At 64.6% G+C, this 22464-nt stretch carries 21 protein-coding genes; 5 read left to right on the top strand and 16 right to left on the bottom strand.

Features of this window, described 5'->3' with window-relative positions; all coding sequences use genetic code 11:
- Positions 1-94: 94 nt before the first annotated feature.
- The 6 genes from Q7U29_RS00475 to Q7U29_RS00450 form a co-directional block, all read right to left on the bottom strand.
- Positions 95-3061 carry a bifunctional [glutamine synthetase] adenylyltransferase/[glutamine synthetase]-adenylyl-L-tyrosine phosphorylase gene (locus Q7U29_RS00475; RefSeq protein ID WP_304737300.1) on the bottom strand — a complete coding sequence of 989 codons (2967 nt, stop codon included), beginning with the start codon at positions 3059-3061 and terminating at the stop codon, positions 95-97.
- Entirely contained in the window at positions 3058-4524 is a 1467-nt protein-coding gene (locus Q7U29_RS00470; protein WP_304737299.1) for a HAMP domain-containing sensor histidine kinase, read from the bottom strand. Before Q7U29_RS00470 ends, Q7U29_RS00475 begins: the two co-directional genes overlap by 4 nt.
- Positions 4508-5188, bottom strand: a complete 681-nt coding sequence (locus Q7U29_RS00465; protein ID WP_304737309.1) for a response regulator transcription factor — start codon at positions 5186-5188, stop codon at positions 4508-4510. Before Q7U29_RS00465 ends, Q7U29_RS00470 begins: the two co-directional genes overlap by 17 nt.
- Positions 5189-5465: 277 nt before the next feature.
- On the bottom strand, positions 5466-7064 hold the full coding sequence (locus tag Q7U29_RS00460) for a Do family serine endopeptidase (RefSeq protein WP_304737298.1): 1599 nt from the start codon (positions 7062-7064) through the stop codon (positions 5466-5468).
- Positions 7065-7286: 222 nt separating this feature from the next.
- Positions 7287-8630: a methyl-accepting chemotaxis protein gene (locus Q7U29_RS00455; protein WP_304737296.1), complete on the bottom strand. Its 1344-nt coding sequence runs from the start codon at positions 8628-8630 to the stop codon at positions 7287-7289.
- A 153-nt stretch (positions 8631-8783) separates the two neighbouring features.
- On the bottom strand, positions 8784-9290 hold the full coding sequence (locus Q7U29_RS00450; protein WP_304737295.1) for a cytochrome c-type biogenesis protein: 507 nt from the start codon (positions 9288-9290) through the stop codon (positions 8784-8786).
- An 83-nt stretch (positions 9291-9373) separates the two neighbouring features.
- Between Q7U29_RS00450 and Q7U29_RS00445 the strand changes: the two genes are divergently transcribed.
- Both Q7U29_RS00445 and Q7U29_RS00440 read left to right on the top strand, forming a co-directional pair.
- Positions 9374-9616: a type II toxin-antitoxin system RelE/ParE family toxin gene (locus tag Q7U29_RS00445; protein WP_304737293.1), complete on the top strand. Its 243-nt coding sequence runs from the start codon at positions 9374-9376 to the stop codon at positions 9614-9616.
- Between the two features lie 10 nt (positions 9617-9626).
- Positions 9627-10103, top strand: coding sequence for a helix-turn-helix transcriptional regulator (locus Q7U29_RS00440; protein WP_304737292.1), 477 nt, complete (start codon positions 9627-9629; stop codon positions 10101-10103).
- 16 nt (positions 10104-10119) lie between these two features.
- Here the strand turns inward: Q7U29_RS00440 and Q7U29_RS00435 are convergent, their stop codons facing one another.
- The 8 genes from Q7U29_RS00435 to Q7U29_RS00400 all read right to left on the bottom strand — a co-directional run bounded on the left by Q7U29_RS00435 (position 10120) and on the right by Q7U29_RS00400 (position 18570).
- Positions 10120-12102: a heme lyase CcmF/NrfE family subunit gene (locus Q7U29_RS00435; RefSeq protein ID WP_304737290.1), complete on the bottom strand. Its 1983-nt coding sequence runs from the start codon at positions 12100-12102 to the stop codon at positions 10120-10122.
- Positions 12099-12659 (bottom strand): cytochrome c maturation protein CcmE, encoded by a 561-nt coding sequence (gene ccmE, locus Q7U29_RS00430; protein ID WP_304737288.1) that lies wholly within the window; start codon positions 12657-12659, stop codon positions 12099-12101. Before ccmE ends, Q7U29_RS00435 begins: the two co-directional genes overlap by 4 nt.
- A gap of 120 nt (positions 12660-12779) precedes the next feature.
- Positions 12780-13904, bottom strand: a complete 1125-nt coding sequence (gene ccmI / locus Q7U29_RS00425; protein WP_304737287.1) for a c-type cytochrome biogenesis protein CcmI — start codon at positions 13902-13904, stop codon at positions 12780-12782.
- Positions 13905-14054: 150 nt separating this feature from the next.
- On the bottom strand, positions 14055-14324 hold the full coding sequence (locus Q7U29_RS00420; protein WP_304737286.1) for a hypothetical protein: 270 nt from the start codon (positions 14322-14324) through the stop codon (positions 14055-14057).
- Between the two features lie 101 nt (positions 14325-14425).
- Entirely contained in the window at positions 14426-15826 is a 1401-nt protein-coding gene (locus Q7U29_RS00415) for a hypothetical protein (RefSeq protein WP_304737284.1), read from the bottom strand.
- Between the two features lie 164 nt (positions 15827-15990).
- On the bottom strand, positions 15991-17364 hold the full coding sequence (locus Q7U29_RS00410) for a sensor histidine kinase (protein ID WP_304737283.1): 1374 nt from the start codon (positions 17362-17364) through the stop codon (positions 15991-15993).
- 142 nt (positions 17365-17506) lie between these two features.
- A complete protein-coding gene (locus Q7U29_RS00405; protein WP_304737281.1) occupies positions 17507-18178 on the bottom strand; it encodes a response regulator transcription factor in 672 nt (223 codons plus the stop codon).
- A gap of 239 nt (positions 18179-18417) precedes the next feature.
- Positions 18418-18570 carry a hypothetical protein gene (locus tag Q7U29_RS00400; RefSeq protein WP_304737280.1) on the bottom strand — a complete coding sequence of 51 codons (153 nt, stop codon included), beginning with the start codon at positions 18568-18570 and terminating at the stop codon, positions 18418-18420.
- Positions 18571-18837: 267 nt separating this feature from the next.
- Here Q7U29_RS00400 and Q7U29_RS00395 point away from each other — a divergent pair, with 267 nt between their 5' ends.
- Together Q7U29_RS00395 and Q7U29_RS00390 are read left to right on the top strand one after the other, a co-directional pair.
- Positions 18838-19824, top strand: coding sequence for a Ku protein (locus tag Q7U29_RS00395; protein ID WP_304737278.1), 987 nt, complete (start codon positions 18838-18840; stop codon positions 19822-19824).
- A 73-nt stretch (positions 19825-19897) separates the two neighbouring features.
- The gene (locus Q7U29_RS00390) at positions 19898-20134 is read left to right on the top strand and encodes a hypothetical protein (protein ID WP_304737277.1); all 237 of its coding nucleotides are present in this window, start codon (positions 19898-19900) and stop codon (positions 20132-20134) included.
- Positions 20135-20171: 37 nt separating this feature from the next.
- Here Q7U29_RS00390 and Q7U29_RS00385 read toward each other — a convergent pair whose 3' ends face one another.
- Complete coding sequence (locus Q7U29_RS00385; RefSeq protein WP_304737275.1) at positions 20172-20336, bottom strand: Flp family type IVb pilin; 165 nt, start codon at positions 20334-20336, stop codon at positions 20172-20174.
- Between the two features lie 217 nt (positions 20337-20553).
- On the opposite strand from Q7U29_RS00385, the gene Q7U29_RS00380 reads away from it, so the two are divergent.
- Positions 20554-20724 carry a hypothetical protein gene (locus Q7U29_RS00380; RefSeq protein ID WP_304737274.1) on the top strand — a complete coding sequence of 57 codons (171 nt, stop codon included), beginning with the start codon at positions 20554-20556 and terminating at the stop codon, positions 20722-20724.
- Positions 20725-20777: 53 nt separating this feature from the next.
- On the opposite strand, the gene Q7U29_RS00375 is transcribed toward Q7U29_RS00380, so the two are convergent.
- The gene (locus tag Q7U29_RS00375) at positions 20778-22376 is read right to left on the bottom strand and encodes a porin (RefSeq protein ID WP_304737273.1); all 1599 of its coding nucleotides are present in this window, start codon (positions 22374-22376) and stop codon (positions 20778-20780) included.
- Positions 22377-22464 lie beyond the last annotated feature (88 nt).

The following is a 22464-nucleotide window of genomic DNA, read 5'->3' as shown; positions in this document are numbered from 1 at the left end:
CGTCTCGAACCATCTGGCACATTTCCTGTTTCCATCCTTCGAGACGCATCGCCATTGGCGATGCTCCTCAGGATGAGGGCCTTCCCTGGCCGCTTCAGCTCCGGCCTTCGACAATATCCCCGAACACCCGCCTCACCTCGGTCTGGGTTTCCTTGACGCGCGCCTCCAGCGCGGAAAAGTCGGGGGCATCGCCGGCCCGCGCCAGCACGCGCAGGAGGTCGTCGCCCGCGGTTTCCGGCTTGAATTTTTCGGTGACGCAGAGCCGCAGAATTTGGGTGAGGTCATGATAGAGCCGCGTCGCCGAACGCAAGGTCTCCGCCGCCGGTTGCGGCAGCACGCCGAGCCGCGCCGCGCTGTCGAGCACTTGCAGCGTGGAGACGTCGAGAATCTCGGGGCGGTCGGCGGCGTGAACCAGCTGGAGATATTGCGCGATGAAGTCGATATCGACCATGCCGCCGGCGGCATATTTCAGATCCCAGACCTCGTTCTCGCCCTTCTCCAGAGCGATGGCGCGGCGCATGTCCGCGACGTCGCCGGCGACGCTGGCGCGGTCGCGCGGCCGCGTCAGCGCGGCGCGAATGATGCTCTCGATGCGGGCGCGAAGCTCCGGCGGCGCCGAGATCACGCGCGCACGGGTCAGCGCCATGTGCTCCCAGGTCCAGGCTTCGCGTTCCTGATAGTCGGCGAAGGAGTCGATCCGCGAGGCCACCGGCCCGGCGCGGCCCGAAGGGCGCAGCCGCATGTCGACGTCGTAGAGCACGCCGTAATTGGTCCGCGTCGTGAAGGCGCTGATCAGCCGCTGGGTGAAGCGGGCAAAATATTGCGCGCCGTGCAGCGACCGCTCGCCGTCGGAGTCGGGGTATTCGTGATCGAAATCATACAGCAGGATCAGATCGAGATCGGATGACGCGGTCATCTCGCGGCTGCCGAGCCGGCCCATCGCCAGGATCGCGGTCTGCTGCCCCTTGATGCGGCCGTGCTGGGCCGCGAACCGGTCGGTGACCAGGCCATGCACGGTGTGGACGATGCCCTCGGCGACGTCGGCGAAGGCGACGCTGGCCTGCTGGGCGGAGACCGTGCCGGACAGGATTCTCGTGCCGATCAGGAACAGGCTCTCCTGGCCGAACAGCCGCAGCCGGTCGAGAAACTCTTCGTAGGAATTGGCGTCCTCCAGCGTCGCCGCCAGCCGCATCGACAGTTCGCGCTGGTCCGGCATCGCGCCGAAGAAGCGCGGATCGATCAACCCGTCCATGATCTGCGGCTGCCGCGCCAGCATGTCGCCGAGCCGGGGAGCGGCGCCGAGGATCAGCGCCACCAGCGCGACCAGCTCGCGGTTCTGGCTGAGCAGCGAGATCAGCCGCCCGCCGCGCTGCAATGCCCCGAGGAAGCGGTCGAACGCCGCCACCGCATTGTCGGGCTCTTCCGAATGCGCCAGGCCGTCGATCAGTCCCGGGATGAACTCGACGAAGGCGTTGCGCGTCGCCTCGATGCGCAGCGCGCGATAATCGCCGGTCAGCCATTGCTGGACGGTTCCCGCCACCACGACCGGTTTCTTGAAGCCGAGCGAGACCAGATGCTCGATCAGCCTGGGATCGTCAGGACCGGCGCTGTAGTCCGCCGCCGGCAATTGCGCGGTGCCGGCCGGATCGCCCTCGAACAGCTTGCCGTAATGCCCCTGCACGACATTGAGATGCACCAGCAGGTCGCTGGCGAAGGCGGCGCGGCTGGCGTAGCCGAAGAAGGCGGCGAACCGCTCCATCGCCTCGGCGTCGTCGGGCAAGGCATGGGTCTGCTCATCCGCGACCATCTGCAGCCGGTGTTCGACCCGCCGCAGGAAGATGTAGGCGGCGGTGAGCTCGTCGCGGGCCTCAAAGGTGATCCAGTTGCTCGAGGCCAGCACGGCCAGGGCCTCCAGCGTGGGCCGCACCCGCAATTCCGGATGCCGGCCGCCGGCGATCAGTTGCTGGGTCTGCGCGAAAAACTCTATCTCGCGAATGCCGCCGCGCCCGACCTTGACGTTGTGCCCCTCGACCGCGATCTCGCTCTGGCCGCGAAAGGTCTGCATCTGCCGCTTCATGTCATGGACGTCGGCCAGCGCGGCGAAATCCAGATGCTTGCGCCAGACGAAGGGCGCGATTTCCGCCACCAGCGCCTCGCCGGCCCTGGCGTCGCCGGCGCAGGGCCGCGCCTTGATCATGGCGGCGCGTTCCCAGGTCCGCCCGTCCCGCTCGTAATAATGCAGCGCCGCAGCCATCGAGATCGCGACCTGGGTCGAGGATGGATCCGGCCGCAGCCGCAGATCGACCCGGAACACGTAGCCGTCGCCATTGCGCTGCTGCAGGATTCGCGCAAGCGCCTGGGTGACGCGCACGAAGAACGTCTGCGGCTCGATGTCCGGCGCCAGCGTCGGCGCTTCGGAATCGAAGAACACGATCAGGTCGATGTCGCTGGAATAATTCAGCTCGCCCGCGCCCATCTTGCCCATGGCGAGCACCACGAGGCCGCTGTTGTCCTCGGGGGAATCGAAACTGGGCGGCGTCAGCCTGCCGCGCCCGGCTTCCTGCCGCAGCAAAAACCGCAGCGCCGCCTGCACCGAAGCGACCGCGAGATCGGTCAGCGCCGCCGTCACCTGCATCACGGGCCAGAGGCCGCCGATATCGCACAGTGCGATCAGGAGCGCCGCTTCCGATTTCATGCGGCGAAGCAACTGCATCACGTCGGCCTCGGCGGACGCGGCCGCGACGTCGCGGCAGGTATTTTCGACCAGCCGGGCCAGATGCGGCTCCGGCTCGCATTCGAGCAGCCGGATCGCGCGCGCGGCGTCGGCCCGCAGCAGGTCGAACAAATAGGGGGAGGCTTCGGCAATGCCGAGAAGGATGGTTTTGGCGCGCGGGAACCGGCCGGTCAGCTTCGCGATCGCAGCCGCCTGCGCCGGCGCCAGATCGGTCAGCCAGTCAGCCAGTCGCGCTTCGGCCTTGTCGGGAGCGGACACATGCGGTCCGTCCACAAACCGCGCGGCCAGACGATGTTGGTCCGCGTCGCCCTTCGCGGATGAGGTCATGCCACCTTCTGTGGCACATCCGGCGTTTGAGCCGCAAGCCTGTCGCTGGCTCCGGCCCGGGCCGGGATCGCCAGTGTCGCCGTCAGGCCGGGATTGCTGTCACCGAGCCTGAGTTCGCCGCCATGCAGCGTCGCCACCGCCGAGGCCAGGCTGAGGCCGAGACCGGAGCCGGGCTGGGTGCGGCTGGCCTCCAGCCGGACAAACCGCTCCACCGCGTGGCTGCGGTCGGCTTCCGGTATCCCCGGCCCATGGTCGGTGACGCCGAGCAGAACGGAGGGGCCGTCGCGCCGCGCCTCGATCAGAATTTCATGGGCGCCGCCAACCGCGCCGTCGCCGAGCGGTTGAATGGACGGAAGCGGCTTGCCGTATTTGATCGCATTCTCCACCAGGTTGGCCAGCGCCTGGCTGATCAATTCGCGGTTGCCGTGAACCGGTGCCGGCGCGGTCTTGACGCGCAGGGTCATGCCGCTGTCTTCCGCCAGCGGTTCATAGAGTTCCTGAATGCCCCTGGCGACGTCGGCGGCGTCGAAATCATCCATGTTGCCGCGCGCCTGCCCGGACTCGGCGCGCGCGATCATCAGCAGCGCATTGAAGGTGCGGATCAGGCCATCGGATTCCTCGATGGTTCGTTCCAGCGCGCTGCGGTAATCGGCCTCGCTGCCGGATTTCGCCAGCGCCTCCTCGGCGCGATTGCGCAGCCGCGTCAGCGGCGTCTTCAGATCATGCGCGATGTTGTCGGAAACTTCCTTCAGCCCCATCATCAGGGCTTCGATCCGCTCCAGCATGGCGTTGAGATTTTCCGCCAGCCGGTCGAGCTCGTCGCCGCTGCGCCCGACCGGCAGCCGCCCGGTCAAATCGCCCGCCATGATGCGCTGGGTGGTGCCGGTCATGGCGTCGATCCGCCGCAGCACCCGGCGCGCGACGAAGATGCCGCCGCCGAGCCCGAGCACCACGACGACCAGCAGCGACCAGTTCGCGGCCTTGACGACGATGCCGAACAGCCGCCGCCGTTCCTCGAGGTCGCGCCCGATCAGGAGCCGGAATCCGCTCTCGAGTTCATTGACGCGCACCAGCGCGCGATGGTCGCGGCTGCTCTGCTCGTCGAGCCGCCGGTAGGCGGTCTCCGACCAGCCCTGGCTGGCCATCACGCCCGGCGCCAGCGAGCCGACATTGCCGGCAATCGCCTGCCCCGTCGGCGTGGTCACGAGATAGAGATTGGCGCCCGGCCGCAGCGCCCGATTCTCGATCGTGAACACCAGCCCGCGCAACCCGCGCCTCGTATAGATGTCGGTGATCTCGCTGAATTCCGCATTCACGGTCGTGGTGATCTGCTCGGTGATCAGCCGGCGCGTATTCCAGGCGAAATAGCCCAGCAGCGACGCGGCAAACAGCGCAAACAGCAACAGGTAAACCAGCGTCAGCCGGAACGCGGTGGTGCGGATCAGCTTACCGAATGCCGTCACGGATCATGTATCCCGCGCCGCGGATGGTGTGCAGCAGAGGCCGCTCGAAACCCTTGTCGATCTTGGAGCGCAGCCGCGAGATATGCACGTCGATGACGTTGGTCTGCGGATCGAAATGATAATCCCAGACGTTTTCCAGCAGCATGGTGCGCGTCACCACCTGCCCGGCATGCTTCATCAGGTATTCCAAGAGCCGGAACTCGCGCGGCTGCAGCGTCAGTTCGTCCTTGCCGCGCGCGACCCGGTGCGACAGCCGGTCGAGTTCGAGATCGCCGACGCGGTAAGTGGTTTCCTCGGCCGGACCGCCATGGCGGCGCGACAGCACCTCGACCCGCGCCAGCAGCTCGGCGAAGGCATAGGGCTTCGGCAAATAGTCGTCGCCGCCGGCGCGCAGGCCCTTGATGCGGTCATCGACCTGCCCGAGCGCCGAGAGAATCAGCACCGGCGTGCGATTGCCCTTCTCGCGCAGGCTGCCGATCACCGACAGGCCGTCACGCTTCGGCAGCATGCGGTCGACCACCAGCACGTCGTAATCGCCGGTCTCTGCCAGTGACAGGCCTTCCTCGCCGTCGCCGGCGAGATCGGCGATGTGGCCGACTTCGCGAAACGCCTTGACCAGATAGTCGGCGGACTCGCGGTCGTCTTCGATGATCAAAAGGCGCATATGGCGATCGGGTGCGGTCAGGGAAGTCGAGATCTCTGTCACCATGGCGCGGCCGGCATCCTCATGCAAGGCGACCCGTCGCCTCGCGGTTGAGCGAAAAAGCGGGCGGTGAAGCTGGGGGACTTCACCGCCCTTTTGACCCTTGCGACGGAGGGGGGCGTATTCCGCCGCAAGGGAACTGGTGGGAGCGGATTTTAAGGCCCGCCCCCGGGAGAGAGCCGTCGGCGGGGGCGACTAATGCCTGCGACACTCTCCATCTCGTAAGGCACCTGCTGTCTCAGCCTTTCGCCAGCGGCACCGCGACGAAGCGCGACGACCCACCGGTCTTGACCCGCATCAAAACGCTGTTCTTGTTGTCGGAGCGCGCAGCATTGATGGCTTCGCGGACGTCTCCGGCATTGGTAACGCTCTTGCCGGCGACCTCGAGAATCACGTCGCCTTCCTTGAAGCCACGCTCTGCCGCCGCGCTCTTCGGAACGACCTCGGTGACCACGACGCCGTCCTTGCCGGCGCCGGCAACGCTGTTGGCCGGCGCGAGCGTGAGGCCGAGCCTCGGCTCGTCGGTGCCCTTGGTCGCGCCACCCTTGTCCTTGTCGGTATCGACCTTGGCTTCCACCGTGTTCGGCAACTGGCCGAGGGTCAGGTTGATGACCTTGTCCTGGCCCTTGCTCAGCACGTTCAGCTTCACCGCGGCACCGGGCGCCAGCGCGCCGATGGTACGGGCGAGCTCACGGGCATCCTTGACCGGCTCGCCATTGACCGCCGTGATGACGTCGCCGGACTGGATGCCGGCCTTCGCCGCCGGTCCGCTGGCCTGCGGTTCCGCAACCAGCGCGCCTTCCGCCTTCTTGAGGCCGAGGCTGTCGGCGATATCAGCCGTCACCGGCTGGATCTGGACGCCGATCCAGCCGCGGCTGACCGAGCCCTTCGACTGGAGCTGCGCAACCACGCTTCTGACCGTCGATGCCGGGATCGAGAACGCGATGCCGACGCTGCCGCCGGACGGCGAATAGATCGCGGTGTTGACGCCCATCACTTCGCCATCGGTGTTGAAGGCCGGGCCACCGGAATTGCCCTTGTTCACGGGCGCGTCGATCTGGATGAAATCGTCATACGGACCGCTGCCGATGTCGCGGCCGCTGGCCGAAACGATACCGGCCGTCACCGAGCCGCCGAGACCGAAGGGATTGCCGACCGCCAGCACCCAGTCGCCGATCCGCGGCTTGCCGGCGGAAAGCTTGGCGAACGGGAAGTCGGTGCGGCCGTCGACCTTGATCAGCGCGAGGTCGGTGCGCTGATCGGTGCCGATCACCTTGGCGGTGTAGGTCTTGCCATCGTCCATCGTGACTTCGACCTTGTCGGCGCCGTCGACCACGTGGTTGTTGGTCACGGCAAATCCATCCGGAGAGATGAAGAAGCCCGAACCCTGACCCGACACCGGGACACGGCCGCCACGGGGGCCGCCGCCGCGCAGGCCCGGGGGCAAGCCATCGGGTCCGCCGAAACGCTTGAAGAAGCGCTCCATCGGCGAGCCCGGCTGGAACGGCGAGTCCTCGTTGTTGCCGGAGCTGTCGTCCTTGGAGGCGGTCTTCCCGGCGATATTGACCTTGACCGAAATTACCGACGGCTTCACGCGTTCGACGATGTCGGCAAAGCCGATCGGCTTTTCGACCTTGCGGACTTCGGTGCTGACCTGGGCATGCGCGGAACTGGTGAAGACGTCGACCGGGCCATGCGAAGGGCTGAAGCCGTAAACGGCGACGCCGAGGCCGGCCACGACCGAGGCCATCAGCGCGAACTTGCGGGCGGAAAACAGCTGGCGGCGCGGCGCGCGATACGACGGAAGCGACGAGAAATCGGTGGGACGTTCGGTCATGTAGGAAATCTCCAGAGCCTGTTTCGACGGTGCGGGGGCGAGCACCTTACGGATCTGAAGATGGGGATCTCAGCCTTACCGCGCGCTGGCGGGGGAATTAAACTTTTGTAATAAAGCGAAACATTGATGCGGCGGAATATCGCAGGACAGGCAAGGGGTTAGCCGCAGGGCCGACGCGAGTTCCGCGGCCAGCCTTCAACCGGACCGCGCCGGTCCGACCCTTCAGATCGCCCTGACGCTCAGGATGAAGCCGTCGACTTCCCGCTTCAGGGTTTCGGCTTGCTGCGAAAGATCGACCGCCGAATCCCGCGCATCGCTTGCCATGCGCCCGGTCTCGGACGACGTCGAGGTGATCTGCGCGATATGATTTGAGACGTCCAGCGTGCCGCGGGCTGCGTCCTTGACGCTCCTCGAAATCTCCAGCGTCGCGTTTCGCTGTTGCTCGGTATCAACTTCGATGCCGGACATGATCGCACTGATTTCGGCGATCGTGTTCGAGATGTCTTCCATCGCTTCACGCGTCTCGCCCGTGATGCCCTGAATGCTCGCGACCTGGGTGGAGATTTCGTCGGTCGCCTTGCTGGTCTGGTGGGCGAGATTCTTCACCTCCGAAGCGACCACCGCGAAGCCCTTGCCGGCCTCGCCCGCCCGCGCCGCCTCGATCGTGGCGTTGAGCGCCAGCAGATTCGTCTGGGACGCGATCGCCTGGACCAGTTGCACGACAGCCCCGATCTTTTCGGCGGCCTCCGACAACGCATGAATGGTATCGCCGCTCTTGCGGGCCTGTGCCGCAGCCCCCTCCGCCCGCTGCGTGGCGTCGGTAACGCGTTGGCTGATGGTGCCGATGGAGGTCGTCATCTCCTCCGCCGAACCGGCTACGGTCTGTACGCTGGTGCTGGCCTGGCTCGCTGCGCTGGCAACCGCGCTGGCCTTGGCGCTGGTTTCGTTGGCGGCCTGCGACAGCGTTTCCGCATTGCTCGTCAGCCGGACCGCGGAAGAAGCGACGCTGCTGACGACATTGGCGACGAGGCCGTTGAAGGCCCCGATCTTCTCGTCGAGATAACGGGAACGCTCGCCCTGGCGCTGGGCTTGCTGCAACTCGTGCTCCGTCAGACGCTGACGCTCGATACCCGTCGTCTTGAAGACCTCGAGTGCACCTGCCAGCAGGCCGATTTCGTTGGCGCGCCCCAGTCCCGGGATCGGGGTTTCGTATTTCTGATCTGCGACCTGCCGCATCGCGTGCACGATAGCGGCCAGCGGTCCCATGATGCCGTTCCGAACTGCAAAGTAGGTCGCCAGGCAAACGACGGAGGCAAACACCGCAATGGCCACGCACGCCATCAGGAAGTATGAAAACGCCGCCTGGGCCTGCTGATAGATCTGCAGCGCATGTTCGCGGCCCGGACCGCTCAGTGCACCGAACTCGGCGGACAGACTCGTGATTTCATTGTTGAGGTAGAGGACGGCGACAAATCCCGTGCCTCCGCCGACGGCCAGCAACAGCAACAGGGCCGCCACGACGGCCCCGATCAGGAAGCGGATGGTCAAATTGCTGTTGGAGAACATGGGCATGCCCGGGGCAGGAGAGGTATTTGATTTGCCTCGTGAAGTATTCAGACAAAGGTCAAAATTGCATGAAGTTTGACGTTACGGCCGGCCGAGCCGGCGCGGCGAAACTGCAATTCGTTCGCATCAGAGAGGAAGGGTCCGCAACAATGCCTAGACCGGTTTCTCCGGCGGCCTCTCGTCCGACATCAGCGCCTCAATCCGGGCTTCCTCGTCCGCCGTCAGCTTGAGCAGGGATTCGTCTTCCCGGGCGTTGGATCCGGAGCGCCGCCGCATGTTGGCCCATAGCGCCAGCCCGCCGCCGGCCAGCGCCAGCGGCGGCAACAGCCACAGCAGCAGCGTGCGGGAGTTGAACCTTGGTTTCAGCAGCACGAATTCGCCATAGCGCGCCACCAGGAAGTCGATCACCTGGGCGTCGGTGTCGCCGGACGCGATCCGCTCCCGCACCAACAGGCGCAGATCGCGCGCCAGCGGCGCGTCGGAATCGTCGATCGACTGGTTCTGGCACACCATGCAGCGCAGCTCGCGCGACAGCTCCCGTGCCCGGGATTCCCTGGCCGGATCGGACATGACCTCGTCGGGCTGCACGGCATGGGCCGCCTTTGAAGCGAGGAAGACCAAGCAGACCAAAGCCAGCAGAATAATGCGCGTAAATCTCATCCGGAGTTTCTACTCCGCATCGCCATTGGCGTCATCAAATTTTCAGCTGGACATCGATATCGCATTATGCGATATTTCAACTTATGGGTCAGGTTGGATTTACACCGATTGCGACACGCCAATGGCTCAAGCTTTCACCGCAAGTTCGAGACCGTATCAAGAAAAAGCTTGAAGCCTTTGCAAAGACCGGTCACGGCGATGTCAAGAAGCTGAAAGGCCAGGCTGGTGCAAGGCTTCGTGTCGGCGACTGGCGTGTTATTTTTTACGAAGAAGCAGGATCCATTGTTGTCGTAGGGGTTGGGCACCGGCGTGAAATCTATGATTGAGAGGAAGTTGATGAAGGTAAAATTCAAGACGACTCCCGACGGTGAAGTGGCCATTGTCCCGCGTGCGGAATATGAACGTCTCAAGTCTTTCGAACAGGAGGCTGAGGAAGACAGAGGTACTGCACGGTTGGTTGCACGAGCAAGGAAAGAAGTTGCAGACGGCGCGCCGGTGCTGCCGAAAGATGTCGTGGATCGTCTAGCAAACGGCGAGAATCCAATTCGTGTTTTGCGCCAATTCCGCGGTTGGACCCAAACTGAGTTAGCAAATGCCGAAGGAGTTCAGATAACGCAGAATTATCTGTCCGACCTCGAATCAGGCAAACGCCAAGGGCCGTTGGCCTTACACCGCAAATTCGCGCGAGCGCTCGGGGTACCGTTTGATATGCTGTCGACAATTGCGGTGTCGGAGCAGGAGGCTGATCCGGCAAGGTTCGCCAAACGCAAGCAGGTCGTCGCGGATATGAAACGTCGGCGCGGACAGCATTGAAGGCACTTGATATCGCTTATTCCGCCGCCTGCAGGCCGCGCAGCGCCTTCGCGGGCTTCGGCGCCCCGACCCGCAGCCTGCGGTCCGACAACGACAGCACGCCGCCGAGCGCCATCAGGATGGGACCCCACCAGATCAGCAGCACCAGCGGCTTGTGATAGATGCGCACCGCGACCGCGCCGTCGGCAGTGGTCTCGCCCAGCGAGACATAGAGCTGGCTGGCGCCGTTCGTCAGCAACGCGGCCTCGGTGGTCGAGGATCCTCGCGCGGTAAAATTGCGCTTCGACGGCGTCATGTCGCTGAGCCGCTGGCCATCGCGGCTCACCGTGAACTGCGCCAGCATTTCGCTGAAATTCGGTCCCTTCCGCTGCGTCACGCCGTCGAGCTTCAGCTCATAGCCGGCGATCCTGGCGACGTCGTCGGGCCGCATCGATCCGATATACTCGCTGTTCCAGGTGGTTTCGCAGACGATCCCGATCAGGGCGACGCCGACGCCGGCATGGGCGAATGCCGCGCCCCAGGTCGCGCGCGGCAATCCCCGCGCACGCCGCGCGGCCGTTGCGAACGGCACCCGGAACAGGCCGGTGCGCTCGACGAGGTCGGTCAACGCGCCCGCGATCACAAAGACGGCGAGCCCGATGGCGAGCGGCGCGAAGGCATTGCCGCCGCGCGTCCACGCCCACAGCATGGCGACCGCGAGCAGCGCCGCGATCCCGGCAGCGGTCAGGCGCTGCGCCGCGCCCAGCAGATCGCCGCGCTTCCACGCCAGCAGCGGCCCGAACGGAACCGCGATCATCAAGGGCAGGAACAGCGGCCCGAAGGTCAGGTTGAAAAACGGCGCGCCGACCGAAATCTTGTCGCCGGTCAGGACTTCCAGCGCCAGCGGATACAACGTTCCGATGAACACGGTTGCGCACGCCGCGGTGAGGAACAGGTTGTTGAGCACCAGCGCGCCTTCGCGCGAGATCGGCGCGAACAGCCCGCCCTGCTTCAGCGCCGACGCCCGCCAGGCATAGAGCGACAGACTCCCGCCGATGAAGATGCACAGGATCAGCAGGATGAACACGCCCCGCGTCGGATCGGTCGCGAACGCATGCACCGACGTCAGCACGCCGGAACGCACCAGGAAGGTGCCGAGCAGCGACAGCGAGAAGGTCAGGATCGACAGCAGGATGGTCCAGACCTTCAGCGCGTTGCGCTTCTCCATCACGACGGCGGAATGCAGCAGCGCGGTGCCGGCCAGCCACGGCATCAATGAGGCGTTCTCGACCGGATCCCAGAACCACCAGCCGCCCCAGCCGAGCTCGTAATAGGCCCAGTAAGAGCCCATCGCGATGCCGAGCGTGAGGAAGATCCACGCCACCAGCGTCCACGGCCGCACCCAGCGCGCCCAGGCCGCGTCGATGCGGCCTTCGAGCAGTGCTGCGACCGCGAATGCAAACGAGATCGAGAAGCCGACATAGCCGAGATAGAGCATCGGCGGATGCACCGCGAGGCCGATGTCCTGCAGCACCGGGTTGAGATCGCGGCCCTCGATCGGCGGGCTGGCGATGCGCAGGAACGGGTTCGAGGTGATCAGGATGAACAGATAGAACGCGCTGGCGATCCAGCCCTGCACCGCCAGCACATAGGCGCGCAGCGACAGCGGCAGGTTGTTGCCGAAGGCGGCGACCAGGCCGCCGAACAGCGCCAGGATCGACACCCACAGCAGCATGGAGCCTTCATGATTGCCCCATACGCCGGTGATCTTGTAGAGCAGCGGCTTGCTCGAATGCGAGTTCTCGTACACGTTGACGACGGAGAAGTCGGACGTGATGTACAACGCGGCCAGTGCCGCGAACGACGCCGCGACGAACAACAGCTGCGCCAGCGCGGTGGCGCGCGCGACATTCATCAGCGCGGGATCGCGCCAGCGCGCGCCGAGGATCGGCACGGTGGACTGAATCAGCGCCAGCGCCAGCGCCAGCACAAGGGCGTAATGTCCTGACTCCGCGATCACTGCGAAACTCCTTGTTTCGCAGGCGAAACCCCTTGTTTCTCAGGCGAAACTCCCTGTTTCGCCGGCGATGCGCCCTGCGCCGCCGCAGCGGGTTGGGCGCTGTAATCCGGCTTCTTCGCGCCGTAATCGTCTTTCCAGTGTCCCTGCTTCTTCAGCGCATCCGCGACTTCCTTGGGCATGTAGGTCTCGTCATGCTTGGCCAGCACGGTATCGGCCTTGAACACGCCTGCCGCATCGAGGGCGCCTTCGGCGACCACGCCCTGCCCTTCGCGGAACAAATCCGGCAGGATACCCTTGAAGGAAACCGGCAGCGCGGCGCTGCCGTCGGCAACCTGGAATGTGACCGCAAGATTGTCGCCGCGGACCAGCGATCCCGGCTGCACCAGGCCGCCGAGCCGGAAACGCTTGCCGGCGGCAACCGGCTTTTCGGCCAGCATCGTCGGCGTCGAGAAGAACACGATCGAATCGCGCATCGCGTTCAGCACGAGGGCCGCCGCGACGGCGAGCACCGCGAGCGAGCCGCCGATCATCGTCAAACGCCGCTGCTTGCGCGTCATGCCTGGCCTCTCATCCTGCGCATGATGTGATCCGAAAACCGCTTCGCACTTTTCGGCATCATGCTCATCTTGGTCCGCATGATGTGATCCGAAAACCGCTTCGCACTTTTCGGCATCATGCTATCCGTCGAGCCCGAGATTCTTCAGGCCCTCATTCAGTTGTCGCAGCCGCGCCGCGTCATTGGCGACCGCCTGACGGGCATCGCCGAGCGCGGATCTCGCCTTGTCGCGATCGCCCATCACCATATAGGCCCGCACCAGCCGCAGCCATCCTTCGACATCGTCGCCATTTTGTTTCAGTCGGGTGGCGAGGCGCTCGACCATGCCACGGATCATTTCGCCGCGGTCGGCCTCATTCATGTCCTTTGCCGCCGCCATCGCCTCGTTGGACAGCGCCGGAGCCGGCGCTCCGGGCGATGGGACCGGCGCCCCGCCGACCCGCGCCAGGGCGGCCTGCACCAGCGGACGCCATGGCGCGTCCGCTGGCGCCTTTGCCAGCATGGCGCGCCAGATCGAGGCGGCCTCGCTGCCGCGCCCGTCCTGCTCGGCGGCCAGCCCGAGGAAGTAGCTCGCCTTGACCTCGTCGGCGTTCAGCGCGACGGCGCGTTCGAATTCGGCCTTCGCCTCCGCGGTGACCACGCCGCCCGCCGCGGCGGCCAGCGCTTCGCCGAGGTCGGACCGGCGCTCGGAACTGTCGCCATTGTAGGTGATCGAATTGCGATAGGCGCGGACCGCTTCCTCGAAGCGGCCGAGCCGCGCCAGTACCGGCGCCAGCACGTTCCAGCCCCGGCCATCGGTCGGATTCTTCTCCAGATGCGCCTCGACCTGCGCCACCATATTTTCAAACGGCTGCGCCGCATCGGGCGCGCGGGCGCGCTGGGCCAGCGGAAAATCGCCGAGCCGGGGCGATCCCAGCGGCAGGTAGATCGCCACCGCCATGATCGGGAGCCCAACCAGGGCCAGGATGGCCGCGGATCGGCGCAATTTGGTACTCGATGCGATCGGCAGACCGTCCTGACTGTCCCTCGCGGCGAGCAGCCGGCGGCTGATCTCGACGCGCGCGGCTTCAGCTTCGGAGGAACCGATCAGTCCAGAGGCGAGGTCGCGGTCGATCTCGCCGAGCTGGTCCTTGTAGACGGCGGCCTCGCTGCCTTCGCTTGGCGGCCGGCCACCACGGCTTAACGGCCAGAGCACGGCGAAGATCGCCGCGACCGTCATCAGCGCGAACACAAACCACAGCGTCATCAGTCAAGTTCCGGTGGAACGGCACCACAGTCAAGGCACCGATGCGCCGCTTTACACCACGGGCGGCGACCCCGGCAATTGACAATTATCAAGTGCCCGGCGCTGCGGGAAAACCCCGGAAACCAGCGGAAACCCCAAAGATAATCGGTGTCAGCTGACGTAAAACTCGACGCTCAGCGCGATCGAGGCGCCGTGCCCGTTCAGCGCCTTCAGATAATAGTCGCCCGCCTTGACCGTGGCCGGCAGCCTGATCCTGAGCGAGCCCGCGGGAGCCGGTGACGTGATCGTCGTGATCGGATCGGGCAATGGCTGATCGCTGGCCTTGTCGACCAGCACGACCTTGGCGCCGATCATGAGGTTTCGATATGTTGCGGAGACGATGCGGTTCTCGATTTCAACGTAATTAATGACTGAGTTCATATTTCAAAATTCAATGACTTGATGAGCGGGGCACAGCAAACGTGTAGGTCCCGCGCCGGATTCAGTCAATCAAAATTACAACCTATAATTTCACCACTCGTTTAACTAGCGCGCGACGGCTTGCGTTCGACGGTCTGCGCGTTTTCGGCCGCCCTGCTCATCAGCGATGCGTAGTCCTGGCCGAACAATACCTCGCAGAAGCGGATCGCCGCCTTGACCTGCATCTGCCGGAAGCCGCGCGTCTTGGCGTCGCCGCCGCGCAGCGATTGCACCAGCGACTCCGTGGACTTCTCGACGTATTGCTGCAGGTCGGAATAGGTCCGCAGCGTGACCTCGTTGATCGCGAGTTCGCTGGCATAGGTGCGGCACACCGCGACGAAATCGATCAAGGCCGCGGTTTCTTCGACATCAGCGGAGTCGATCTTGGCGCCGGCGGGAATATCCTTGTCGGCGCGTTGACGCAGCAGGCGCCGGACCCGGCCGGGCACGCTGTCGATTTCCGATTGCAGGGCGTTGGAAATATCGGCCCGGATCGACGTCAGCTGCCTGCCCCAGGTGGAATCGTTGCGCAGATCGAGTTCGGTCCGCAGGCCGCGCACACCGTCGTGGAGGGTCTTGAGCTGATCCGCAACGGTGTCGAAATGGCCGCGCTTGATATCGGTCCGCAGGTTGGCGGTGAGCAACGACAGGTCCTGCAGCGCGATGGTGACGGCAACGCCGTAGGGTGTCGCGGCGACGCGGATCTCATCGTCGGACGCAGCCATCTTGATGGCCAGGCGGATGATCTGCCACGGCGCGGGCAACCGCTGCATCACCAGCGACAGCGCGAACGGCAGCAATTGCGGGGTTTGCAGCGAGGGAACGTTGAGGCACGTGCTGATCGAGGCGATCTGCGAATCCGCGAATACCCGCAGCAGACTGGGCAGCCGGCCGTTGAGCGTATCGATGGCTTCGCGGGCCTGCAGGACCGAGCCGATCGGCAGCACATCCTCGATCACCCTGGGCGGACCGATCCGGGTCAGCGCGCGCTGATGGTCGCCGCCGGCCACCGGCTTGGCGATCTTGAAGATCGCATCCGCCGCGGCATGCTGAAACTTGCGGACGGCCACCTCGAGATCGGACGTCGTTCCGGCTTCCCGCACTCGGGCCAGCGCGGCTTCGAATTCCTGCGCCTGCTCCGGCGCCCCCTCGCGGTTCAGCCATTGCCACACCGGCAGCAACGACGTGCGGCGGATCTGACCCGGGCGTACCGGCGCATTGCCTTCGACCAGAAATGGCTCGAGCGGGCGGAACAGCAGGCGGGCCGGATCGTCGATCCGCGGCCGCGCCTCCTCGTCGGTTCCGCGCACGATCTTGCGCAGTTGCTCGAGCACGAAGGTGGCAACCGTGGTGTCTTCGCCCCGTTCGATCGCGCGTTCGAACTCCCGCATCAGCAGCGCCTGCGCCTGCGGCGGAAGCTGCGCGAGATAGTCCCTCAACCGCTCGATCGATGTCTGGCTCATGCGCCCGGTATGGATGCGTGTTTCGCTCGGACGGCACTAAGCGTCCACCGGTCATCATAAAAGCCCCGACGTTAAGAAGCCGTTTAGGAATAATGCATTGGCGGGCACCCCCGGGCGTTCCGGCTCCCGTCAAACCGCGGGTTTCAGGCACCCGACGGCCCCCTTTACACCCCCGGCAGCACGAGTTCCGCCCGCAATCCCCCGATCGGCGCATTGCCGAGGGTAAGGCTGCCGCCGTACAGGGCCGCGAGGTCGACCACGATCGACAGCCCCAGCCCCGAACCCGGCTTGGATTCGTCGAGCCGCTGGCCCCGGCGCGAGGCCTGCGCCCGCTCTGGCGCCGACAGGCCGCGCCCGTCGTCGTCGACAATGATGCGAAGCTTCGGACCGGCGCCCGGCTCCGCCGCCGGTTCCACCAGCACTTCGATGACGACCTGCGTCGCCGCCCATTTGCAGGCATTGTCGACGAGATTGCCGGCCATCTCCTCGAGGTCCTGCCGCTCGCCGCGAAACTTCGCGCTCGCGTCGGCCTTGACGCCGATGGCGAGGCCGCGATCCCGGTGGATCTTCTCCATGGTCCGGCGCAATGCCTCGATCGCGGGCGCAACCTCGGTGACGGTGCCGATCACGGTGAGCCGCGCGGCGATGCGGGCGCGCTCCAGATGGTGCGCGACCTGATCGCGCATGATGTCGGCCTGCTCCAGCACCTTGGCCGCGAACGGATCCCCCCCCCGCGCGGAGGCTTCGTTGACGATGACCGACAGCGGCGTCTTGATGGCATGCGCGAGATTGCCGACATGGGTGCGGGCGCGCTCGACGATTTCGCGGTTGGCGTCGATCAGCGCATTGGTTTCCCGCGCCAGCGGCGCGATCTCGACCGGGAATTCGCCCTCGAGCCGCTCGGCGCGGCCGGAGCGGATATCGGCGATCGATTCCGAAATGCGCTTCAGCGGCGCCAGCCCGAAGCGGACCTGGAAGATGGTGGTCAGCACCAGCACGACCGACAATGCCGCGAAGGTGCCGCCGAGGTAATAATCGAAGCTGCGGGTTTCGTCGAAAATCTCCGAGGCATCGCCGGCCACGCTGGCCAGGAACTTGCCGTCGATGCCGAGGTCGACCGGCCGTTCCACCATCCGCAACAGCTGGCCCTCGGGGCCGTCGACATAGCCGAGGCGGACGCCGGCCGCGGTCAAGTCAGCGCCCTGCTCTTCGAGCTTCGGCAGCTTCTTGTCCCACAGCGAGCGTGACGCGCGCAGCTCGGGTTTGTCGCCGTCGGCGCGCGTGATCTGCCAATACCAGCCGGACAAAGGCAGTTCGAACAGCGGCTCGCCGAGCGACTGGAACTGATCGGGCGTGTTATCCGGCGTCGCCACTTCCGCGATGATGGTGCGCAGATAGAGATTGAGACGGCGGTCGAACGCACGTTCGGTCGCGTTGCGGTAGACCGACGACAGCACGATGCCGGTGAGGAGCAGGATCACCACCACCCAGGCGGTCGCCGACAGGAACAGCCTTGTGGCGAGCGAGCTGCCGCGCATCAGGACGTCATCCCGAAACACAGGCCGAAACCCGGGTCGAAATACAAGTCCCCTGGACGCGACCCGATCGATGAATGCCGGCTGTTGGACAGGATCATGCCCGAACCAGAGCGCAAGCCGGCGGCCTGATCAACACCTTTGATCAGGCGCCTGGCGCGGGCGGCGTCAGGAGATAGCCGAGCCCCCGCACGGTCTGGATGATATCGACGTCCAGCTTCTTGCGGATGCGGCCGACGAACACTTCGATGGTGTTGGAGTCGCGGTCGAAATCCTGATCGTACAGGTGCTCGACCAGTTCGGTGCGCGACACCACCCGTCCGGTATGGTGCATCAGATAGGCCAGCAGGCGGTATTCGTGCGAGGTCATCTTGATCGGGTTGCCGGATACGCTGACCCGGCCCGTCCTTGTATCCAGCGACACCGGTCCGCAGGTCAGCTCGGACTGGGCGTGGCCGGTGGAGCGGCGCAGCAGCGCGCGGATCCGGGCCAGCACTTCCTCGAGATGAAACGGTTTTGCGACGTAGTCGTCGGCGCCGGCGTCGAAACCCTGCACCTTGTCGCTCCAGCGGTCGCGCGCGGTGAGGATCAGGACCGGCATGATGCGGCCGTTGCGGCGCCACGACTCCAGCACCGAGATGCCGTCCATTTTCGGCAGCCCGATATCGAGCACGACGGCGTCATAGGGTTCGCTGTCACCGAGGAAGTGCCCCTCCTCGCCGTCGAAAGCGCGGTCGACCACATAGCCGGCATCGCTCAACGCCGTCGTCAGCTGACGGTTGAGATCCGGATCGTCTTCAACGACGAGCAGGCGCAAGCTGGCATTCCCTCAATATGTCCCGGCACAATCGCCGCTATCCAGATGAGGCGTCGCGGCGTGAATGCCGGATGAACGGCAATCGATTCGGATTATTACTTTTTTGTCATAACGGCGTCGACCCGGCAGCCGAATGGAAAAGGGCGACGTGCCGGGGACGATGGCCTTCCAATAGCAAATGCGCGCCCCATGCGAAAGGACGCGCGCGCGGTTACCCCTCAGTCGGATTGAAACTGCGCTCAGGTGCGGAAGAACACGAACCACGCCCCACCGAGGATCAGCACCGCGAGTCCGGTCGAAACCGTGAGCAGGGCCAGCACCGACGGCCCCGGTTCGGCCCCGCGGGCTTCCCTCGCGGTTTCCACGATCCGGTCGTGATCTCTGGTTGCCATGGGTGCCTCCTGGGTCGCGAAAAAACTGCAAGTCGTTGCGGCGTCACGTTCCGGAAGCAACGCCCGATGCCGGACGATGTTCCGGATTCCGGGCCTGCGCTGCCAGATCGCCGCACCACGTGTCGGACGAAACGGCGCGCCCTGCCCGATGCAACCCTGCCGCCCCGCCACGGTTAACGCCATCAGGAGATTTCCGGCTCCATTGACTTGAAACCGGGTTCCCCGGTGGTATCCTCACCGGTCATTTGTTGCGTTCTGGAGTATCCCATGGCCCCCCGCGCCAACTGGAAAGGCTTCCTGCGCCTTTCGCTCGTGACCTGCCCGGTCGCGCTTTATCCGGCGACGTCGGATACCGAAAAAGTCTCCTTCAACCAGATCAACCGCAAGACCGGCCACCGCATCAAATATGCCAAGGTCGATGCCGACACCGGCGAGGAAGTCGCCGCCGAAGACATCATGAAGGGCTACAAGGTCGACACCGACACCTACATCGAGGTGTCGAAGGACGAACTCGAAGACATCGCGCTGGAGTCGACCAGAACCATCGAGATCGACGAGTTCGTTCCGAAGACGGACATCGACAACCGCTATCTGATCCGCCCCTATTATCTCGTGCCCGACGGCAAGGTCGGCCATGACGCCTTCGCGGTGATCCGCGAAACCATCCGCAGCATGAACAAGGTTGCGATCGGACGCCTGGTGCTGACCAACCGCGAACACATCATCGCGCTGGAGCCGCTCGACAAGGGCTTGATGGGCACCCTGCTGCGCTATCCCTACGAGGTGCGCAGCGAGAAGGAATATTTCGAGGACATCCAGGATGTGAAAATCACCAGGGACATGCTGGATCTGGCCAGGCATATCGTCGAACAGAAATCGGGCTCGTTCGAACCCGACCAGTTCGAGGACCGCTACGAATCCGCGCTGATCGAACTGATCAATCAAAAACGCAACGGCTTGCCGATCGCGAAGGCCGCACCGAAATCGAGCGGTAACGTCATCAACCTGATGGACGCGCTGAAGCGCAGCCTCGCCGGCGAAAAACAGTCCGCCCCTGCCGCCGCAAGAGCCACCGGAAAGACCAAGGGCAAGAAGCCGCGCAAGGCGGCCGCCGGCCAGCGCGAGATGCTGCTGCCGATCTCAGGCAGCGGCAAGCGCGCGGCCAAGCAGGAGCCGAAGCAAGAGCCGAAGCAGGATCTGAAGAAAGCCGAGAAGCCGGCGCGCGCGCCGGTCCGGTCCAGGAAGGCGGGCTAGATGCGTTCGCCGCGGCAGGTGATCGTTCGCGACCGCGGCGAGATGGCAACATTGCAGCAGCCGCTCGCCTGAGATGCCGTGGTCGACGCCGTTCGATGAGCCGATACGCTTGCGCGGCGGCGCCAGGCTGACCACGCTGCAGCACGCCGCCGACCATGTCATGAAGTTGCCGAACGACGTTCAGCAGCAGGAGCGCTGGCAGATTGCGGTGGAGAATCTGATCAATGCCGCCGAGATCGGCGGCGGCTGGCTGATGTTCGCGCGGATCGGGATGTTGCGGGCCCTGAACGGGGACGGCGAAGCTACGTGACGCCGGGCTCAATTCCGCCACGGCTGCATCGTCGCAACTACTTCAACGACGAGTTCACCGTGGTGAAGGTGCCGCTGAGGCTGGTGCCGATGCCGTTGACGGCGGCGATGATCACGAAGGCGATCCCGGTCGCGATCAGGCAATATTCGATGGCAGTCGCGCCGGACCGGTCACTCAAAAATTTTGAAAAAAGCCGTCGCATCCAGAAACTCCTGTCGACGCGCCGCGGGTTTTTCCCGCGCCAATATGCGGCTGAACCTAGGTTGGATTGGTTGACGGTCGATTGACGAATACCCTGAACGAACGATTAAAGCCGAACCCGATATTTGCCGGATACACCTGCCGGTATTCATACGGGACGCAAAATTTACGTTTGATTTCGCGTCTGCCTCACATGGTCGCCCGGTGGAGCAAGCAGAATGCCGACCCAGCAGCCAGACTTGAGAAAGAACTATATCGGCATCGTGCATGACCGGGTCGCGGAGCAACGCGCGGTCGAGTCACTGGCGACATCCAGTCACTTCGTGAAGGAGTACTTCCTTGCGCTGATGGCAGCCGTGCTGAAACGGCGACGTGAGACGAGAAGCTGACTCTGCTTCTCGCCTCACTTCGTTTCACTTCATAGTATGACTGGAACTCGCGATCAGAAATTACGCTGGGCGCGAACCTGCAGCAAGAACGTATCCTGGTCCTTGAACTCGTAGAGCGCGTTCGGCTTCGGCGCAGAGGCGGTGAAGACCGAGCTGCCCGACATCTTCTGATCGAGGTGGAACCACTGAACTTCGGCCGAGAACGTCAGGTTCTTGACAGGAGTCCAGCGGGTGACCGCGCCGAGCTGAGAGACGTTGAAGTCCGGGTTGCAGGTGTAGTTGCCGACCTGGTTTCCGACCGCTGCCTGGCCACCATGGCTTGCAGCGAAGGCGGCGCAATAGGCTCCCTTGGCAGAGCTGGTTCCGACCCCGTTGATGTTGTCGTTGGCGCCACCATCATAGCTAACGGCGGAGTAGCTTCCGAACAGGCTGGTCGACCAGTTGGGATCCCAGTTGTGGTTGAACGCACCGCGAATACCCCAGGCCGTCGTGAGCTTGAGACCGCCGGTGCCGGCAGCGCCGGGAAGATAGACGGCGTCGGTGGTCGCGCCAAAGCCGACGCTCTGGTAACCGAAGCTGCTGTCGCCGAACATCGCGAAACTCGGCGAGCTGCCGGAGGTGGAGATCACTTGCTTGGTGGCGCCCTTGGCGTAGCTGACGTCGATCTTGATGTCGTCGCCCTTGCCGGTCGGGATGTTCTTGATCTGCAACGCCGCCATCACCGAACCGCCCCACTTGCTGTCAGGGTGGCCGCTGATTTCGGAAAGGTTGTTGGGCACCGCGCCGGCGGCCAGGGTGTTGTAGGAAGCATTCACGAGATGCGCCCTGCCCGAGAGCTGGAACAGGCCCCAGGCCTGATCGATGCGGATTCTGCCGACGACGTCGGGGGCAACCGCGCCGCCGTAGGCGCTGGATCCCGTTCCGTTGGCGCCGATCGCGCTGGGGATGCCCAAATTATAAACGGCCGTCCGGTTCCACACGGTCGGATCTTCGAGACCGACGGTGCCGGAGACGCCGTTGCCGAACTGCGCCTCGTACTGGATGTTGTTGACGCCGGTATCGGTCACATGACCGCCGAGCAGGTTCGAATTGATGTTGCCCGGGGCGCCGTGCCAGGGCGACGCGTAGGCCGAAGCAGACTTGCCGAAGGTGAAGCCGGCGAACTGGATGAAGAGGAATTCGACCGCGACGTAGCCGCCGCCCGCGGTGGAAAGCAGGGAGCTGCTGAGGCCCGAAGTCTGGGAGCCAACCGAACCCGCCGGATTGGTGCTTCCGAAGTTGTTGAACTGGAAGTCGCCCTGGCCGAAGGTGCGGACGACGCCGTATTCGGTGGCGGTGCGGGTATCGATCGCCAGCGCCATGCGCGAACGGGACACGAATTGATCGCGAAAGCGGTTCTGCTGGCCGAGATCGCCGCTCCAGGCGGGGGCGCCATGCGCGCCGCCGTTGAAGGTGGTGTCGACACGCAGATAGCCGCCGAGCTTGATGCAGGTGTCGGTGCCGGGGATGTAGAAGAAGCCGGCGCCGTACAGCGAGCAGATCCGGACATACTCGACCGCCTTGGCCTTGACCGGAAGATCAGCCGCCTGGGCGGCGCCGATGGCGAGAAGGCTCGCCGCCGAGCCGAGGATGAGTTTTCGGTAGATGGTCATTTTCTTATTCTCCCGTGCAAACTTAAGAGCCTGCATTGCATGATGTCGAAGCATGCAAGTCAGTAGCGCAGAGTTCATCAGGGAAAAT

Origin of the sequence: Bradyrhizobium sp., from assembly GCF_030654605.1 — a bacterium.
Lineage (GTDB): Bacteria > Pseudomonadota > Alphaproteobacteria > Rhizobiales > Xanthobacteraceae > Bradyrhizobium.
Note: the sequence above shows the minus strand (reverse complement) of the source record. Positions and strands in the feature narration are given on the sequence as shown.

What these genes read in the sequence shown, in the direction of transcription:
- Q7U29_RS00475 (WP_304737300.1), bottom strand. Translation starts at nt 3,061, where the DNA reads ATGACCTCATCCGCGAAGGGCGACGCGGACCAACATCGTCTGGCCGCG.
- Q7U29_RS00465 (WP_304737309.1), bottom strand. Translation starts at nt 5,188, where the DNA reads ATGCGCCTTTTGATCATCGAAGACGACCGCGAGTCCGCCGACTATCTG.
- Q7U29_RS00460 (WP_304737298.1), bottom strand. Translation starts at nt 7,064, where the DNA reads ATGACCGAACGTCCCACCGATTTCTCGTCGCTTCCGTCGTATCGCGCG.
- Q7U29_RS00455 (WP_304737296.1), bottom strand. Translation starts at nt 8,630, where the DNA reads ATGTTCTCCAACAGCAATTTGACCATCCGCTTCCTGATCGGGGCCGTC.
- Q7U29_RS00450 (WP_304737295.1), bottom strand. Translation starts at nt 9,290, where the DNA reads ATGAGATTTACGCGCATTATTCTGCTGGCTTTGGTCTGCTTGGTCTTC.
- Q7U29_RS00445 (WP_304737293.1), top strand. Translation starts at nt 9,374, where the DNA reads ATGGGTCAGGTTGGATTTACACCGATTGCGACACGCCAATGGCTCAAG.
- Q7U29_RS00440 (WP_304737292.1), top strand. Translation starts at nt 9,627, where the DNA reads ATGAAGGTAAAATTCAAGACGACTCCCGACGGTGAAGTGGCCATTGTC.
- ccmE (WP_304737288.1), bottom strand. Translation starts at nt 12,659, where the DNA reads ATGACGCGCAAGCAGCGGCGTTTGACGATGATCGGCGGCTCGCTCGCG.
- ccmI (WP_304737287.1), bottom strand. Translation starts at nt 13,904, where the DNA reads ATGACGCTGTGGTTTGTGTTCGCGCTGATGACGGTCGCGGCGATCTTC.
- Q7U29_RS00420 (WP_304737286.1), bottom strand. Translation starts at nt 14,324, where the DNA reads ATGAACTCAGTCATTAATTACGTTGAAATCGAGAACCGCATCGTCTCC.
- Q7U29_RS00415 (WP_304737284.1), bottom strand. Translation starts at nt 15,826, where the DNA reads ATGAGCCAGACATCGATCGAGCGGTTGAGGGACTATCTCGCGCAGCTT.
- Q7U29_RS00410 (WP_304737283.1), bottom strand. Translation starts at nt 17,364, where the DNA reads ATGCGCGGCAGCTCGCTCGCCACAAGGCTGTTCCTGTCGGCGACCGCC.
- Q7U29_RS00400 (WP_304737280.1), bottom strand. Translation starts at nt 18,570, where the DNA reads ATGGCAACCAGAGATCACGACCGGATCGTGGAAACCGCGAGGGAAGCC.
- Q7U29_RS00395 (WP_304737278.1), top strand. Translation starts at nt 18,838, where the DNA reads ATGGCCCCCCGCGCCAACTGGAAAGGCTTCCTGCGCCTTTCGCTCGTG.
- Q7U29_RS00390 (WP_304737277.1), top strand. Translation starts at nt 19,898, where the DNA reads ATGCCGTGGTCGACGCCGTTCGATGAGCCGATACGCTTGCGCGGCGGC.
- Q7U29_RS00385 (WP_304737275.1), bottom strand. Translation starts at nt 20,336, where the DNA reads ATGCGACGGCTTTTTTCAAAATTTTTGAGTGACCGGTCCGGCGCGACT.
- Q7U29_RS00380 (WP_304737274.1), top strand. Translation starts at nt 20,554, where the DNA reads ATGCCGACCCAGCAGCCAGACTTGAGAAAGAACTATATCGGCATCGTG.
- Q7U29_RS00375 (WP_304737273.1), bottom strand. Translation starts at nt 22,376, where the DNA reads ATGACCATCTACCGAAAACTCATCCTCGGCTCGGCGGCGAGCCTTCTC.